At 61.4% G+C, this 14,408-nt stretch carries 14 protein-coding genes; 8 read left to right on the top strand and 6 right to left on the bottom strand.

All coding sequences use genetic code 11. The features are described 5' to 3' along the window. Nucleotides 1-4 precede the first annotated feature (4 nt). The 5 genes from ACS5Q8_RS15785 to ACS5Q8_RS15805 all read left to right on the top strand — a co-directional run bounded on the left by ACS5Q8_RS15785 (nt 5) and on the right by ACS5Q8_RS15805 (nt 6,048). A complete protein-coding gene (locus ACS5Q8_RS15785; RefSeq protein WP_027606403.1) occupies nt 5-835 on the top strand; it encodes a carbohydrate ABC transporter permease in 831 nt (276 codons plus the stop codon). Nucleotides 836-873: 38 nt separating this feature from the next. Then, nucleotides 874-1,977, top strand: a complete 1,104-nt coding sequence (locus tag ACS5Q8_RS15790; protein WP_276193253.1) for an ABC transporter ATP-binding protein — start codon at nt 874-876, stop codon at nt 1,975-1,977. A 16-nt stretch (nt 1,978-1,993) separates the two neighbouring features. After that, on the top strand, nt 1,994-3,475 hold the full coding sequence (locus tag ACS5Q8_RS15795) for a mannitol dehydrogenase family protein (RefSeq protein ID WP_276193254.1): 1,482 nt from the start codon (nt 1,994-1,996) through the stop codon (nt 3,473-3,475). A gap of 140 nt (nt 3,476-3,615) precedes the next feature. Next, a complete protein-coding gene (xylB, locus tag ACS5Q8_RS15800; RefSeq protein WP_465159126.1) occupies nt 3,616-5,097 on the top strand; it encodes a xylulokinase in 1,482 nt (493 codons plus the stop codon). A 12-nt stretch (nt 5,098-5,109) separates the two neighbouring features. Then, a complete protein-coding gene (locus ACS5Q8_RS15805; RefSeq protein WP_443694390.1) occupies nt 5,110-6,048 on the top strand; it encodes a carbohydrate kinase family protein in 939 nt (312 codons plus the stop codon). Nucleotides 6,049-6,136: 88 nt separating this feature from the next. Here ACS5Q8_RS15805 and ACS5Q8_RS15810 read toward each other — a convergent pair whose 3' ends face one another. Both ACS5Q8_RS15810 and ilvA read right to left on the bottom strand, forming a co-directional pair. Beyond that, nucleotides 6,137-6,406: a DUF1652 domain-containing protein gene (locus ACS5Q8_RS15810; protein ID WP_276193257.1), complete on the bottom strand. Its 270-nt coding sequence runs from the start codon at nt 6,404-6,406 to the stop codon at nt 6,137-6,139. A gap of 244 nt (nt 6,407-6,650) precedes the next feature. Next, entirely contained in the window at nt 6,651-7,673 is a 1,023-nt protein-coding gene (gene ilvA, locus ACS5Q8_RS15815; protein WP_465159127.1) for a threonine ammonia-lyase, biosynthetic, read from the bottom strand. A gap of 272 nt (nt 7,674-7,945) precedes the next feature. Here ilvA and ACS5Q8_RS15820 point away from each other — a divergent pair, with 272 nt between their 5' ends. Further along, nucleotides 7,946-8,146 (top strand): ParD-like family protein, encoded by a 201-nt coding sequence (locus ACS5Q8_RS15820; RefSeq protein ID WP_247407098.1) that lies wholly within the window; start codon nt 7,946-7,948, stop codon nt 8,144-8,146. Beyond that, nucleotides 8,146-8,901 carry a type I methionyl aminopeptidase gene (gene map / locus ACS5Q8_RS15825; protein ID WP_276193260.1) on the top strand — a complete coding sequence of 252 codons (756 nt, stop codon included), beginning with the start codon at nt 8,146-8,148 and terminating at the stop codon, nt 8,899-8,901. The genes ACS5Q8_RS15820 and map overlap by 1 nt, the downstream gene beginning before the upstream one ends. A 24-nt stretch (nt 8,902-8,925) precedes the next feature. Here the strand turns inward: map and ACS5Q8_RS15830 are convergent, their stop codons facing one another. Both ACS5Q8_RS15830 and ACS5Q8_RS15835 read right to left on the bottom strand, forming a co-directional pair. Continuing rightward, on the bottom strand, nt 8,926-9,864 hold the full coding sequence (locus ACS5Q8_RS15830; protein WP_465159128.1) for a magnesium transporter CorA family protein: 939 nt from the start codon (nt 9,862-9,864) through the stop codon (nt 8,926-8,928). A 6-nt stretch (nt 9,865-9,870) separates the two neighbouring features. Continuing rightward, a complete protein-coding gene (locus tag ACS5Q8_RS15835; protein ID WP_465159129.1) occupies nt 9,871-11,457 on the bottom strand; it encodes a RimK family ATP-grasp domain-containing protein in 1,587 nt (528 codons plus the stop codon). 94 nt (nt 11,458-11,551) lie between these two features. Between ACS5Q8_RS15835 and ACS5Q8_RS15840 the strand changes: the two genes are divergently transcribed. Next, nucleotides 11,552-12,652: a peptidase C39 family protein gene (locus ACS5Q8_RS15840; RefSeq protein ID WP_443694392.1), complete on the top strand. Its 1,101-nt coding sequence runs from the start codon at nt 11,552-11,554 to the stop codon at nt 12,650-12,652. A 53-nt stretch (nt 12,653-12,705) separates the two neighbouring features. On the opposite strand, the gene ACS5Q8_RS15845 is transcribed toward ACS5Q8_RS15840, so the two are convergent. Together ACS5Q8_RS15845 and ACS5Q8_RS15850 are read right to left on the bottom strand one after the other, a co-directional pair. Further along, nucleotides 12,706-13,491 (bottom strand): sulfite exporter TauE/SafE family protein, encoded by a 786-nt coding sequence (locus ACS5Q8_RS15845; RefSeq protein ID WP_247408364.1) that lies wholly within the window; start codon nt 13,489-13,491, stop codon nt 12,706-12,708. A gap of 91 nt (nt 13,492-13,582) precedes the next feature. Further along, nucleotides 13,583-14,353 (bottom strand): class I SAM-dependent methyltransferase, encoded by a 771-nt coding sequence (locus tag ACS5Q8_RS15850; RefSeq protein WP_426102533.1) that lies wholly within the window; start codon nt 14,351-14,353, stop codon nt 13,583-13,585. Between the last annotated feature and the right edge of the window lie 55 nt (nt 14,354-14,408).

A 14,408-nucleotide genomic window follows, 5' to 3' on the forward strand; every position in this document is an offset into this window, starting at 1 on the left:
CGCCATGACGCTTCAACAATCCCGCCGCCTGCAAAGCCTGTTGCTCGGCACCCTGGCCTGGGCCATCGCGATCCTGATCTTCTTCCCGATCTTCTGGATGGTGCTGACCAGCTTCAAGACCGAAATCGACGCCTTCGCCACGCCGCCGCAGTTCATCTTCACGCCGACGCTGGAGAACTACCTGCACATCAACGAGCGCAGCAACTACTTCAGCTATGCGTGGAACTCGGTGCTGATTTCGTTCAGCGCCACCGCCTTGTGCCTGCTGATCTCGGTGCCGGCGGCCTACTCCATGGCGTTCTACGAGACCAAACGCACCAAGAGCACGCTGCTGTGGATGCTGTCGACCAAGATGCTGCCGCCGGTGGGCGTGCTGATGCCGATCTACCTGCTGGCCAAGAGCTTCGGCTTGTTGGATACGCGTATCGCGCTGATCATCATCTACACCCTGATCAACCTGCCGATCGTGGTGTGGATGGTTTACACCTACTTCAAGGACATCCCCAAAGACATCCTCGAAGCGGCCCGCCTGGACGGCGCCACCCTGTGGCAGGAAATGGTCCGCGTACTGCTGCCGATCGCCAAAGGCGGCCTGGCGTCCACGGTGTTGCTGTCGCTGATCCTGTGCTGGAACGAGGCGTTCTGGTCGTTGAACCTGACCTCCTCGAATGCCGCGCCGCTGACCGCGCTGATCGCCTCCTACTCCAGCCCCGAAGGCTTGTTCTGGGCCAAATTGTCGGCCGTCTCGACCCTGGCCTGCGCGCCGATCCTGATCTTTGGCTGGATCAGCCAGAAACAGTTGGTGCGCGGGTTGTCCTTCGGCGCCGTGAAATAACGGCTTTCCTATAAAAATTCCAAGCGGAGGCCCATCCCATGGCCAACCTGAAAATCAAGAATCTGCAAAAAGGCTTCGAAGGCTTTTCCATCATCAAGGGCATCGACCTGGAAGTGAACGACAAGGAATTCGTGGTCTTCGTCGGCCCGTCGGGCTGCGGTAAATCCACGTTGCTGCGGCTGATCGCCGGCCTGGAAGAAGTCAGCGAAGGCACCATCGAACTGGATGGCCGCGACATCACCGAAGTGACCCCGGCCAAGCGCGACCTGGCGATGGTGTTCCAGACTTACGCGCTGTACCCGCACATGAGCGTGCGCAAGAACATGTCGTTTGCCCTCGACCTCGCGGGCGTCGACAAAAAGCTGGTGGAAAGCAAAGTCAACGAAGCGGCGCGCATCCTCGAACTGGGCCCGCTGCTGGAGCGCAAGCCCAAGCAACTGTCCGGCGGCCAGCGCCAGCGCGTGGCGATCGGCCGGGCGATCGTGCGTAACCCGAAGATCTTTCTGTTCGACGAACCGCTGTCCAACCTCGACGCCGCGCTGCGCGTGCAGATGCGCCTGGAACTGGCGCGCCTGCACAAAGAGCTGCAAGCGACCATGATCTACGTGACCCACGACCAGGTCGAAGCGATGACCCTGGCCGACAAAGTGGTGGTGCTTAACAGCGGCCGCATCGAGCAGGTCGGCTCGCCGCTGGACCTTTACCACCAGCCGGCCAACCTGTTTGTCGCGGGGTTTCTTGGCACGCCGAAGATGGGCTTCCTCAAGGGCAAGGTCACGCGGGTCGAGGGCCAGGGCTGCGAGGTGCAACTGGACGCCGGTACGCTGATCAGCCTGCCGCTGAGCGGCGCCACCCTGAGCGTGGGCAGCGCGGTGACCCTGGGTATTCGCCCCGAGCACCTGGAACTCGCCGCACCGGGCCAGACTAGCCTGACCGTCACCGCCGACGTCGGCGAGCGCCTGGGCAGCGATACCTTCTGCCACGTCATCACCGCCAACGGCGAGCCGCTGACCCTGCGCATTCGTGGCGACATGGCCAGCCAGTATGGCGAGACGCTGCACCTGCACCTGGACCCGGCGCACTGCCATCTGTTCGACACCGACGGCGTGGCCGTTACCCGCCCACTGCGCGCCGCCGCCTGATTTCGCGAGATTTGTGATGAAACTGAATAAACAGAACCTCACCCAATTGGCGCCGGAAGTGAACATCCCGGCCTACGCCATTGCCGATACCCGCCAGGGCATCGCCCATATCGGCGTCGGCGGTTTCCACCGCGCGCACCAGGCGTATTACACCGATGCGCTGATGAATACCGGCGAGGGCCTGGACTGGAGCATCTGCGGCGTCGGCCTGCGCGCCGAGGACCGCAAGGCCCGCGATGACCTGGCCGGTCAGGATTACCTGTTCACTCTGTATGAATTGGGCGACAGCGACGACACCGACGTGCGCGTAATCGGCTCGATCAGCGACATGCTGCTGGCCGAGGACGGCGCCCAGGCGCTGATCGACAAACTGGCCAGCCCGCAGATCCGCATCGTCTCGCTGACCATCACCGAAGGCGGCTATTGCATCGACGACAGTAACGGCGAGTTCATGGCCCACCTGCCCCAGATCCAGCACGACCTGGCGCACCCGAAGGCACCGAAAACCGTGTTCGGCTTTATCTGCGCGGCGCTGACCCAGCGCCGCGCCGCCGGTACTCCGGCGTTCACCGTAATGTCCTGCGATAACCTGCCGCACAACGGCGCCGTCACGCGCAAGGCACTGCTGGCCTTCGCCGCCCTGCACAATGCCGATCTGCATGACTGGATCAAAACCAACGTGACGTTCCCCAACGCCATGGTCGACCGCATCACGCCAATGACCAGCACCGCGCATCGCCTGCAATTGCACGATGAGCACGCTATCGACGATGCCTGGCCGGTGGTGTGCGAGCCCTTTGTGCAGTGGGTCCTGGAAGACCAGTTCGTCAACGGGCGCCCGGCCTGGGAAAAGGTCGGCGTGCAGTTCACCGCCGACGTAACGCCCTATGAAGAAATGAAGATCGGCCTGCTCAACGGCAGCCACCTGGCGCTGACTTACCTGGGGTTTCTCAAGGGGTATCGGTTCGTTCACGAGACCATGAATGACCCGCTGTTCGTAGCGTACATGCGCGCGTACATGGACCTGGACGTCACGCCGAACCTGGCGCCGGTGCCGGGCATCGACCTCACGCAGTACAAGCAGACCCTGGTGGACCGCTTCTCCAACCAGGCGATTGCCGACCAGTTGGAGCGCGTGTGTTCCGATGGCTCGTCGAAGTTTCCCAAGTTCACCGTGCCGACGATCAATCGCCTGATCGCCGATGGCCGCGAGACCGAGCGCGCCGCGCTGGTGGTGGCGGCCTGGGCGTTGTACCTCAAGGGTGTCGATGAGAATGGCGTGGCCTACAAAATCCCGGACCCACGCGCCGAGTTTTGCCAGGGGCTGGTGAGTGATGACGGGATGATCAACCGGCGGTTGCTCGGGGTGGAGGAGATTTTTGGCACGGCTATTCCCAAGTCGGCTGAGTTTGTGGCAGCGTTCGAGCGGTGCTATGCGAGCCTGCGCGACAACGGCGTCACAAAAACACTGCAGCAACTCCTGAAGAAACCGGCTTAAACCTGTGGGAGGGGGCTTGCCCCCGATAGCGGTGGGTCAGTAAAGAACACTTACACTGAAACACCGCTATCGGGGGCAAGCCCCTCCCACATTTTGACTGTATTGCCAATCCGAAAAATAAGACTGCTGAGCAAATCATCATGACCCAGCAAAACCTGTTCCTCGGCATCGACTGCGGCACCCAAGGCACCAAAGCCATCGTCCTCGACGCCTCCAGCGGCAAGGTGCTGGGTTTGGGCGCCGCTGCACACACGCTGATCAGCGGCGCCAATGGCCGTCGCGAGCAGCACACCCAGGAGTGGCTGGACGCCTTTACCGAAGCCACTCACCGCGCCTTGCAACAGGCCGGTGTGGACGGCCAGGCCATCCTCGGCATCGGCGTGTCCGGCCAGCAACACGGCCTGGTGCTGCTCGATGACCACGGCCAGGTGCTGCGCCCGGCCAAACTGTGGTGCGACACCGAAACCGCAACGGAAAACGACCGACTGTTGCAGTACCTGGGTGGCGAAAGCGCTTCGCTGGAGCGTCTCGGCGTGGCAATTGCGCCGGGCTACACCGTGTCCAAACTACTGTGGACCCGCGAGCAGCACCCCGAGGTGTTCGCGCGCATCGCGCATATCCTGCTGCCCCATGACTACCTCAATTACTGGCTCACCGGCCGCGCCGTCGCGGAATACGGCGATGCCTCGGGCACCGGCTACTTCAACGTGCGCACCCGTGACTGGGATGTGGCGCTGCTCCAGCACATCGACCCCAGTGGCCGCCTGCAAGCCGCCTTGCCGACGCTGATCGAAGCCGACCAAGCCGTCGGCACGATCCTGCCGGCCATCGCCGAACGCCTGGGGATCAACCCCGACGCCATCGTGTCCAGCGGCGGCGGCGACAACATGATGGGCGCCATCGGCACCGGCAATATCGCCCCCGGCGTGATCACCATGAGCCTGGGTTCATCGGGCACCGTGTATGCCTTTTCCGACCAGCCCAACGTGAGCCCCGAGGCGTCGGTCGCGACCTTCTGTTCCTCCAGCGGCGGCTGGTTGCCGTTGATCTGCACGATGAACCTGACCAACGCCACCGGGGTGATTCGTGAGCTGTTCGACCTCGACCTTAACGCCTTCAACGCCCTGGTCGAGCAGGCGCCGATCGGTGCAGACGGCGTGAGCATGCTGCCGTTCCTCAATGGCGAACGCGTGCCCGCCCTGCCCCACGCCACCGGCAGCCTGCATGGCTTGACCATGACCAACTTGACCCGCGCCAACCTGTGCCGCGCCGTGGTCGAGGGCACCACCTTCGGCTTGCGCTACGGCCTCGACCTGTTGCGCCAGACCGGCCTGCACAGCCAGAGCATCCGCCTGATCGGCGGCGGTTCGAAAAGCCCGGTGTGGCGGCAGATGGTTGCCGATATCATGCACACCGAAGTGATCTGCACCGAACAAAGCGAAGCCGCCGCCCTGGGCGCGGCGATCCAGGCCGCGTGGAGCCAGTCCGGCGAATCCCTGGCCAGCCTGTGCGAGAAATGCGTGAGCGTCGACAAGGCCAGCCGTACCCTGCCGGTGGCCGACAATGTCAGCGCCTATCAACACGCCTACGAGCGCTATCAGCAGCACGTGGCAACCCTTTAAGAGCGAACGACTATGTATCTGGTGTGTGGTGAAGCGCTGTTTGATTTTTTCAGTGAGGAAGATCCCAGCGGGCAGGCGTCGAAGATCAATTACAAGGCGATTGCCGGTGGCTCACCGTTCAACGTCGCCGTCGGTCTACGCCGGCTGGGCATCGACGCTGCGCTGTTCGGCGGTGTGTCCACCGACTTCCTCGGGCGTCGCTTGTTGCAGGTGCTCAGGGACGAAGGCGTCAACGCGCAGTTCCTGGTGGAATTCGCCGCGCCGACCACCCTGGCAATGGTTGCCGTGGGCGCCAATGGCTCGCCGCAATACAGCTTTCGCGGCGAAGGCTGTGCCGACCGCCAATTGACGCGCGCGCACCTGCCGACCCTGGGCGATGAGGTTCGTGGGCTGCATGTGGGTTCGTTTTCCCTGGTGGTGCAACCGATTGGCGACACCCTGCTGGCCCTGGTCCAGCGCGAAAGCGGCAAGCGTCTGATCAGCCTCGACCCCAACGTGCGGCTCAACCCGCAGCCGGATATCCAGCTGTGGCGCGACCGCGTGGCCGAACTGGTCAAGCATGCCGACCTGATCAAGGTCAGCGATGAAGACCTGCACCTGCTCTACCCCGACCAATCGCCGGAAAGCGTGCTTGAGGGCTGGTTGCAACACCGCTGCCAGTTGGTATTCCTCACCCGTGGCGGCGATGGCGCCAGCGTATTCAGCCGCCAGCACGGCCACTGGTCGCAACCGGCGGTAAAGGTGGTGATGGCCGATACCGTGGGCGCCGGGGATACCTTCCAGGCCGCGCTGATTGCCTGGCTGACCGAGCAGCAGTTGGATTCGGTCGAGGGCCTGCAACACCTGACCCGCGAACAGATCGACGCGATGCTGGGCTTTGCAATTCGTGCGGCAGCGCTCACCTGCGGCAAGACGGGCCCGGACCTGCCGTATCGTCAACAACTGGAATGAACCCGCGATCACAGGCGGCAGCGGGCATAAACAACATTGGGCCTGGTATTGACCAGGCCCACCCATCGACGATACCAACAGCCTCTATTTAATAGAGGGAGCGCCCTGCTGCTTTTTGCAGCGCGGGCGCATGCGATTGCTTAAGGTCCTCGCGCAACCCGGTGATCAGGTTGCAAATGGCTCGACTGCTGTCGAGTCTGTCAGCGTTGATACCTTTAACTTCCAGATGCACGCGATCACGATCAAGGTCGTCATACACCTTGATCGTCAGCGAGGCATCTTCAGCTTTGGTGCATTCACACCGTTTAGGCAGGAAACTTCCTTCAATGATACTGCGAAGTTCTAATTCCGAAAGCATGGTCAACCTCTCCTTTCCAGACTGCCAATCGATTGTTATAAGTCTTGCAGGCGCTCGCCTGCCACGTCCTACCAACCCTGGAAGACGCTTACAATCAATCAGCCTACTCGGCAAAATCCGTTCTTGTTGTAACTTTTCCTCATAAGCAATACACAATCTTGTATAAATTTGCCCCACCTTAATTCACTCGACGCCCATCATCGGCGAACAACTCCGATTAAACGTTTAACCCTGGCCTTGGGAGTTAACCAGCACTGTGCGCCGCCGCTCTTTCAGCAACATGTCGCAAACTATCAAAGTTGATATTCGCCCCCGAGTTGATCGCCACCAGCGTCTGCCCGCGCACACGGTTTTGCGCGACATAGCTGCGAATGCCCGCCACGGCCAATGCGCCGGAAGGTTCGACGATGGAGCGCGTATCGTCGTAGATCAGCTTGATGGCACTGCACAGTTCATCGTTGCTGACGGTGATGACGTCATCCACCCAACCCCGGCAGATTTCAAAGCCATAGGCGCCGATCTGCGCCACCGCCGTGCCATCGGCAAACCCGTCCACACTGGGCAGCACCACGCGCTCGCCGGCACGCAACGCCGCTAACAGGCAACTGGAACCCTCGGGTTCGACGCCAACGATGCGCACCTCGGGCCGCAGGTATTTGACATAGGCGGCGATCCCGGCGATCAGGCCACCGCCGCCCACCGGCACGAAGATCGCGTCCAGCGCGCCCGGTTGCTGGCGCAGGATTTCCATGCCCACCGTGCCTTGGCCGGCGATCACGTCCGGATCGTCGAACGGCGAGACAAAGGTGCAACCGCACGCTTCGGCCAGTTGCAACGCATGGGCCAGGGCAAACGGAAAGCTCTCACCGTGCAGCACCGAGTGCGCCCCTCGCGAGCGCACGCCGAGCACCTTCAACTCCGGCGTGCTGCGGGGCATGACGATCGTCGCCTTGATCCCCAACTCCCGCGCCGCCAGCGCCACGCCTTGCGCATGGTTGCCCGCCGACGCGGTGATCACGCCGCAGGCCTTCTGCTCGGCGCGAAGCTGCATCAGCTTGTTGTAGGCGCCACGAATCTTGAAAGAAAAGGTCGGTTGCAGGTCCTCGCGCTTGAGCAGCACGTGGTTGTCGAGCAACAGTGATAGCGCCGGGGCGACTTGCAAGGGCGTGCGCACGGCCACGTCGTAGACCGGCGCGGCAAGGATTTTTTTTACGTAGTGCTCAAGCAGTCCCGGGGCAGCGGTCAGTGGGACGGGGCAAGTGCGCATGAGTGTCTCCTGGCTTGGGTAAGGGCACCTGGAGACGGAAAAACAAAACCCGCCTCTAGGGCGGGTGTGGGTGCAGCCGAGCGCTATCCCGCCAAATGAGGAATGGCGGTAATAATGTTTGGCTGGCGATGCAAGGTCTGAAATGTCATGTGACGAAATTACCCGGCGGGCGCCCGGCAAGTCAATGGCCAGGGGCAATTTAGCTGAGGGGGCTTTACGGGCGACATACGAAACGTATACGCTTCGTATATTAATCTGACACAGTGAAGCACATGGGCATCGTCAAGATCAGCGACCAACTACACGAACAACTGCGCCTGGCCAGTGCGGCCATGGACCGCTCCATCAACGCCCAGGCCGAGTTCTGGATCAAGATCGGCCTGCTCGCCGAACTCAACCCGCATTTGCCCTACAACGAGCTGATCAACAAACTGTTGCTGGACAAACCCGACCTGATCCGGGGGCGCAGCTGATGATCAAAACCACCGCACAACTCGCCGTGATGCGCGAATCCGGGCGCCTGCTGGCCCAGGTGTTCAGCATGCTCGACGGTTTTGTTGCCGCCGGGCGCTCCACCCTGGAGCTGGACAGCGCCGTCGAAGCCTTCATCCGCCACGAGTTGAAAGCCCGCCCGGCGAGCCTCGGGCAATACGACTACCCCTTCTCCATCAACACCTCGATCAACGAAGTGGTGTGCCACGGCATGCCCAGTGCCACGCAGATCCTCAAGGACGGCGACATCATCAATATCGACATCACCCTGGAAAAAGGCGGCTTTATCGCCGACTCCAGCAAGATGTACATGATCGGTGCCGTCTCGCCGAAGGCACGTCGCCTGGTGGAGATGACCTTCGAGGCCATGTGGGCCGGTATCCGCCAGGTCAAACCCGGCGCCCGCCTGGGCGACGTCGGCCACGCGATCCAGAGCCATGCGCAGGCCAATGGCTACAGCGTGGTGCGCGAATACTGCGGCCACGGTATCGGCCGGCAGATGCATGAAGAACCCCAGGTCCTGCACTTCGGCCGCCCCGGCACCGGGCTGGAGCTGCGCGAAGGCATGGTGTTCACCATCGAACCGATGCTGAACCAGGGCAGCGCCAAGGTGCGCGGCCTGAAGGATGGCTGGACGGTGGTGACCAAGGACAACAGCCTGTCGGCGCAGTGGGAACATACCGTGGCGGTGACGGCGGACGGGTTCGAGGTGCTCACCCTGCAACCCGCTTCCTGAGCCAGCGCCCACAGGCGTGGGGCTTCACATCACATTCGCGCCGCCTGCCATCCGCTTGAGCCCGAGCACCATCAACCCGGCGCCCAGGCCCATCGCCAACAGAAACAGCGGGTACGACACCCACCACGACGTACCCGCCGTCATCATGCTGAACTCCGACATGCCGCCAATGCTGGCGATCAGGTTGAGCGGCAGGAACACCACGTTGATCAACGTCAGCTTGCGCAACAGGTTGTTCATGCTGTTGTTCATCAGGTTGCCACGCGCGTCGATCAGCCCGGAGAACACGTTGGAATAGATCTCGGCCTGTTTGTAGCACTGGTGGTTCTCGATGATCAGGTCGTCGATCAGGCCGAGAATCTCGGCGCTGAAATGCTCCTTCTCCCCATGGTTGCGCAGCCGCGACAATACGGCGCCGTTGCTGTGCAGCGCGTTGATGTAATAGATCAGGCTTTCGCTGAGGTTGAACATCTGCATCAGATGATGGTTACTCATGGACGCGTTGAACTGTTGCTGCAGCTCCCGCGCGACCAGCTTGATCACCTTGAGGTGACCGAGGTAGTGGTGAATGTTGTTGAGCAGCAGATCGAGCAGCACATCCAGCGGCGTGTGCAACGGACGGCGCGCGCCGAGCCCGGACAGCGGGGTTTCATCGGTGGCGATCACCAACAGCCGGCCGGGTGAAAACAGCAGGCCGCAGGACGACACTTCAAACACCAGGTTGCCACCGCCGGAGTAGTTCTCCGGGCGCTTCCAGATCAGAAACAGGTTGTCGGGGTGAAATTCGATGCGCGAGACTTCGTCCGGGTCGAGCGCCGAAGCCAGGGCGTGTTCATCCAGCTTGTGGCGCTCACGCAGCCAGTTGCGCTCGGCATGGTCAGGGTTGCTGAACAACATGATCGGGGCCTCGTCACTGTCCCCGCTGCGCAACTTTCCATCGATCAATTCAAAGCGCTGGATCATCGCGACTCACCAGACCTGACCCTGACGCTTCAACTCCAGGCGTCGGACGAACTCCTCCAGCACCAGGCCATACAAGTCGTCCTGCAAGTAGGCATCTTCAATACCGGCATCCAGGTTGGGGTTGTCGTTGACCTCGATCACCACCACCTTGTCGCCCGATTGCTTGAGGTCCACGCCGTAGAGGCCGTCGCCAATCAGGTTGGCGGTCTTCACGGCCAACTCCACCACGGCCTTGGGGGCTTCGTGGACCGCCAGGGTGCGGCATTCGCCGTTGATGTCCTGGCCGATGGCCTTGTGGTTGTAGATCTGCCAATGGCCCTTGGACATGAAGTATTGGCAGGCAAAGATCGGCTTGCGGTTGAGTACGCCGATGCGCCAGTCGTACTCGGTGTAGAAAAACTCCTGGGCCAGCAGCAGCACCGAATGCTCGAACAGTTCAGCGGTGGCCTTGAGCAAGGCCTCCTGGCTTTCGACCTTGATCACCCCGCGGGAGAAACAGCCGTCGGGGATTTTCAGCACCAAGGGAAAGCCGAGGCGCTCGCCGACCCGTTCGAAGTCTTCCGGTCGCTCCTTGTAGAGAATCTCGGTGGCCGGCATGCCCAGTTGATGGCTGTTGAGCAGGTCGGTGAGGTAGACCTTGTTGGTACAGCGCAGGATCGATGCAGGGTCGTCCATCACCACCAGGCCCTCGCTTTCGGCTTTTTTGGCGAAGCGGTAGGTATGGTTGTCGACGCTGGTGGTCTCGCGGATCAACAAGGCGTCGTATTCGGCCAAACGTGCGTAGTCCTTGCGCTCGATCAGTTCCACATCGATGCCCAAACCTTTACCGACCCGGACGAAGTTTTCCAGGGCCTTGGCGTTGGAGGGCGGCAGTTGCTCCTGGGGGTCGTGAAGGATCGCCAGGTCATAGCGGGCCAATCGGCGCGAGCGCGGCTGACGCCAGATCTTGCGGCTGAAGTTGTCGAGGGCGTGGGCGAATTGATCTTCCTGGTCATCACGTAGTTTGTGTAATACGCCGGACTTGACCCCTTCGATATGCCAGCCGTTATTCTTCTTGAATTCAACTAACAAGATCGGACACGGGAACGCTTCAAATAATTGGCGCGCCAACTCCTGCAACGGATCAATATTGGTTCGGCCAAAGTAAAGCGTCAGCATAAAGCCTTCGGTATTGCTGTAAAGATGATGACTCAAGGCTTTATCGAGGGTTTTATCGAGGTCGTCCAGGGCCAGACCATACAGTGATTTCTTAGTCAGCTCACTGATGGTGCGCACCGATGGAATCACCTTGTGCCCGCGAGCTTCGGCCAGCAGCGAACAGTAGTAACCGTGCCCCAGGTACTTGTAGCTGCGGCACAGGTTGATCACCTGCACGCGCTTGCCGGTCTCGCTTTCGCGGGTTTGTTCGAGGTACTCCTGGGCAGTGACGATGTCTTCGCTGGGGAAGTAGGAGGCCCAGTCTTCCTTGCGTTCGACAATAATCACTACTTGACTTGACCCTCTGGGCGGAGCAGAAAAATAACCTTTGGAAGTTATTGTCGCCGCGACGCTTTGCTCGGATACTTCACGCCAATGACTTTGTACCGCAGACATAATATTTGATCCGCTTTAGAGAACTCGACCTTTTCTATTAAGCACGATCTTTTAGAGAAGTCCCGTTTCGTTACGTAACTTTTACGGCGGTCATATGGCTCTTTTCTTTCGCGTTGCAACCCCCTGCGATGTGCCGGCATTGGTGGCACTGGAACAGCACTGTTTCACCACCGACAGGCTGTCGCCACGCAGTTTTCAATGGATGATCAGCCGCGCCCACGCCGAGTTGCTGGTGGCCGAACAGGACGGGCAATTGCTCGGGTATGCGCTGGCGTTGTTTCATCGCGGCACCTCCCTGGCGCGGCTGTACTCCATCGCCATCGCCGAGCCTGCGCGCGGCCTGGGCCTGGGCAAGCAGTTGCTGAGCCGCATCGAGGCCTGCGCGGTGGAGCACGACTGTGCGTACCTGCGCCTGGAAGTACGCACCGACAACCCCGGCGCCCTCGCCCTGTATGAGCGCAACGGCTACCGGCGCTTTGCGTTGATCAACGATTACTACGAAGACCACGCCCCCGCCCTGCGCCTGGAAAAACGCATCGTCCAGCACCAGGACGCACGTGTGCAGAATGTGCCGTATTACCAGCAAACCACCGACTTCACCTGTGGCGCCGCCTGCCTGCTGATGGCCATGGGCGCGTTGCTGCCGGAACGCGTCGCCGCACGCCGCGAAGAACTGCAGATCTGGCGTGAAGCGACCACCGTGTTCATGACCGCCGGCCATGGCGGTTGCAGCCCCCAAGGGCTGGCACTGGCCGCCTGGCGTCGGGGCTTTCGCGTGCGGATGCAGGTGAATGTGCGCGGGCCGTTGTTTCTCGACGGCGTGCGCGATCAGCATAAAAAGGACGTCATGCGTTTAGTGCATGACGCCTTCGAGGAAGAGCTGGCCGGCAGCACGGTCGAACAAGTACTCGGCGGCGCGCTGGATCTGCCCAGGGTACTGCGCGACGGCGGGCAGCCGCTGGTGCTGATCAGTAGCTATCGCCTGACCCGCTCCAAGTCGCCGCATTGGGTGATGGTCACCGACTGCGACGACGACTTCGTCTACCTGCACGACCCGGATGTGGACCACAGCCAGCACCGCCAGCCCCTGGACTGCCAGCACCTGCCGGTCAGCCACGCGGAGTTCGAGCGCATGTGCCGGTTCGGCAACAACAAATTGCGCGCGGCGGTGGTGCTGTTCAAGCCACCGGCATGATCGAGGCCTTGGCTTGCAGTTCGCGCAGCAGCGGCAATACGCGACCGCGTACCTTAGAAAGCCAGCTTATAGCCGATGGTCATCAGCATGATCGCCAGGCACGGACGCAGCACGCCGTCCGGGACTTTGCCGGCCATGTGGCTGCCGATGTAGATCCCCGGCAGCGACCCCATCAGCAAAAAGCCCAGCAGGTGCCAATCCATATTGCCCATGCCGGCGTGACCCAGGCCCGCCACCAGAGTCAGGGGCACGGCGTGGGCGATCTCGGTGCCGACCAGGCGCCGCGTGGCGAGGAATGGGTAAAGGATAAATAATGCGACGGTGCCGAGGGCTCCGGCGCCGATCGAGGTCAGTGCCACCATGGCGCCGAGGACCGCCCCCGTGACCACCGTCAGCGCGTTCAAGTTACGCGGGTGCATGTGGTAATCGTCGCCAGCATGGCGCTGGGCGAAGGCCAACAGGCGATGCTTGAACAGAATGGCCAGGGCGGTGAGCAGCAGCACCACACCTAAGGCCTGTTTGATCACGGCGTTCATTGCGCTGGGGTCGGTGTGCAGGCTGGCGAGGAACCACAGGGTCAGCAGCACGGCGGGCACACTGCCCAGGGTGAGCCAGCCGGTGATCGTCCAGTCGATGTTCTTGTTCTTGCTATGTACCAGCACCCCACCGGACTTGGTGATCGCGGCGTACAACAAGTCGGTGCCCACCGCAGTGGCCGGGTTAATGCCGAACCACAGCAGGATCGGGGTCATCAATGAGCCCCCGCCGACACCGGTCATGCCGACGATAAAACCAACGATCAGGCCTGCAACTACGAAACCAACGTTACCCACATCCATCACAGCTACCCGCGGCCTTCTAAAATTCTGGCCGCAGGATAGCGATTTTTCTTATAACCACTTATATCAATATGATCTGACTTTATGCCTTTTACGTCAGTCGGTGGCAAACGTAGGCCTGGGTCTGATAGGGAAAGGCCACTGTATCGTGGCCTTTCAGCGCCGGGTGAGTGGCGATCAGGTTGCGTAATTGCGCGGTGACCTCGGCATTTTCAGCGGCGGGCAATGCCGCGATAAAGCTGACGGAGAGGACGCGATCCATGATCACTTCCTGCGGACTGCCGACATGGTTGTAGGGAAAACAAGTCATTTCGGGGGCGGAAAAATACTCACCGGTGAACGCCTCGCGCCATTTACCGCTGTGAAAGCGCGGTGTATCGCCCTCGTAAGGCGTGATGATCGCGGTGATCGCCGCCACCCAGTCCACCGATTCATCGCGCACATTCCACACCAGCCCCAGACGCCCGTCGGGCTTGAGCACGCGGTGGATTTCCGCGAGCGCGGCCTGGGTGGAGAACCAGTGAAAGGACTGGGCGCAGACCAGCGCATCGGCGCAGGCGGACGCCAGGGGAATGGATTCGGCGGTGCCGTTGACCAGGCGTACATCCGGCAACAGCTTGGCCAACTGCGCAGCCATCGCCTGCACGGGCTCGATGGCAATCAGGCTCGGCGCCAGGGCGTTCAGCAGGCGCGTGAATTTGCCGGTGCCGGCGCCCAGATCGATCACCGTCGACTGCGCGTCGATGCGCAGTACGTCAGCCAGCCAGCCCGTGAGTTGCCGTGGATAGTTCGGTCGGCCCTGGGCGTAAGTGACGGCCTGGGTCGAAAAGCCCTGTTGCGCAGACGTGTGAACACCGGACATTGCCAATCTCTCCTCGGGTAAAGCGGGGGCACAGTGTGCGCCTTCCCACCCGGTT

This window comes from Pseudomonas sp. PAMC25584 (assembly GCF_058135675.1).